Source organism: Chryseobacterium sp. NFX27, assembly GCF_049887855.1.
Classification (GTDB): Bacteria; Bacteroidota; Bacteroidia; order Flavobacteriales; family Weeksellaceae; genus Chryseobacterium.
Map to the genome: position 1 here is coordinate 1 of NZ_JAGEKK010000038.1, position 1,934 is coordinate 1,934.

At 46.7% G+C, this 1,934-nt stretch carries 1 rRNA gene; it reads right to left on the minus strand.

Features of this window, described 5'->3' with window-relative positions:
* Positions 1-193: 193 nt before the first annotated feature.
* Positions 194-1,711: ribosomal RNA gene (locus J4Q03_RS21280) — 16S ribosomal RNA — on the minus strand.
* Positions 1,712-1,934 lie beyond the last annotated feature (223 nt).

Genomic DNA, 1,934 nt, shown 5'->3' on the forward strand with positions numbered 1-1,934 from the left:
GAGACCCGAGACTCTTTATTCGTCTCATATCTCTTGTCTTTCAATCTCTTGTCTCTCGTTCCCTGATACTAATTTCTAGTGGGTTTTGTATTTTTATAATATATATCAACCAAATAAAAAACTAAAGCTTTACTTTAAGCAGAATCAATGTACATTGCTGTACTAATTTTGTTTAACGTTCTTCAACGCTCTAAAATGAGATGTTCCAGCCGCACCTTCCGGTACGGCTACCTTGTTACGACTTAGCCCTAGTTACCTGTTTTACCCTAGGCAGCTCCTGTTACGGTCACCGACTTCAGGTACCCCAGACTTCCATGGCTTGACGGGCGGTGTGTACAAGGCCCGGGAACGTATTCACCGCGCCATGGCTGATGCGCGATTACTAGCGATTCCAGCTTCATAGAGTCGAGTTGCAGACTCCAATCCGAACTGAGACCGGCTTTCGAGATTTGCATCACATCGCTGTGTAGCTGCCCTCTGTACCGGCCATTGTATTACGTGTGTGGCCCAAGGCGTAAGGGCCGTGATGATTTGACGTCATCCCCACCTTCCTCTCTACTTGCGTAGGCAGTCTCACTAGAGTCCCCAACTGAATGATGGCAACTAGTGACAGGGGTTGCGCTCGTTGCAGGACTTAACCTAACACCTCACGGCACGAGCTGACGACAACCATGCAGCACCTTGAAAATTGCCCGAAGGACGGTCTATTTCTAAACCAATCAATTCCCATTTAAGCCTTGGTAAGGTTCCTCGCGTATCATCGAATTAAACCACATAATCCACCGCTTGTGCGGGCCCCCGTCAATTCCTTTGAGTTTCATTCTTGCGAACGTACTCCCCAGGTGGCTAACTTATCACTTTCGCTTAGTCTCTGAATCTTAAAGACCCAAAAACGAGTTAGCATCGTTTACGGCGTGGACTACCAGGGTATCTAATCCTGTTCGCTCCCCACGCTTTCGTCCATCAGCGTCAGTTGTTGCTTAGTAACCTGCCTTCGCAATTGGTGTTCTAAGTAATATCTATGCATTTCACCGCTACACTACTTATTCCAGCTACTTCAACAACACTCAAGACCCGCAGTATCAATGGCAGTTTCACAGTTAAGCTGTGAGATTTCACCACTGACTTACGAGTCCGCCTACGGACCCTTTAAACCCAATAAATCCGGATAACGCTTGCACCCTCCGTATTACCGCGGCTGCTGGCACGGAGTTAGCCGGTGCTTATTCGTACAGTACCTTCAGCTTCCCACACGTGGAAAGGTTTATCCCTGTACAAAAGAAGTTTACAACCCATAGGGCCGTCGTCCTTCACGCGGGATGGCTGGATCAGGCTCTCACCCATTGTCCAATATTCCTCACTGCTGCCTCCCGTAGGAGTCTGGTCCGTGTCTCAGTACCAGTGTGGGGGATCACCCTCTCAGGCCCCCTAAGGATCGTTGACTTGGTAGGCCGTTACCCTACCAACTATCTAATCCTGCGCGTGCCCATCTTTATCCACCGGAGTTTTCAATATCTTCTGATGCCAGAAAATATATTATGGGGCATTAATCTTCCTTTCGAAAGGCTATTCCCCTGATAAAGGCAGGTTGCACACGTGTTCCGCACCCGTGCGCCGCTCTCAAGATTCCGAAGAATCTCTACCGCTCGGCTTGCATGTGTTAGGCCTCCCGCTAGCGTTCATCCTGAGCCAGGATCAAACTCTCCATTGTATGTTTTTCCTGACCCACTCAAAGTTTTTTTACGCTTTAGTTTTTTCCTTACTTGGTTGTTATATTGTATGTCAATGATCTTTTTTCTTTCCGCATATCATAGAGAATCTTTTCTGTCGTTCTGCTCTCTATTTGCGGTTGCAAAAGTAATTATTTATTTCTTTCTGACCAAATGTTTCGAAGGAAAATTTTAAAGTTTTTTTAGTAACCTTAACTCCCTCTA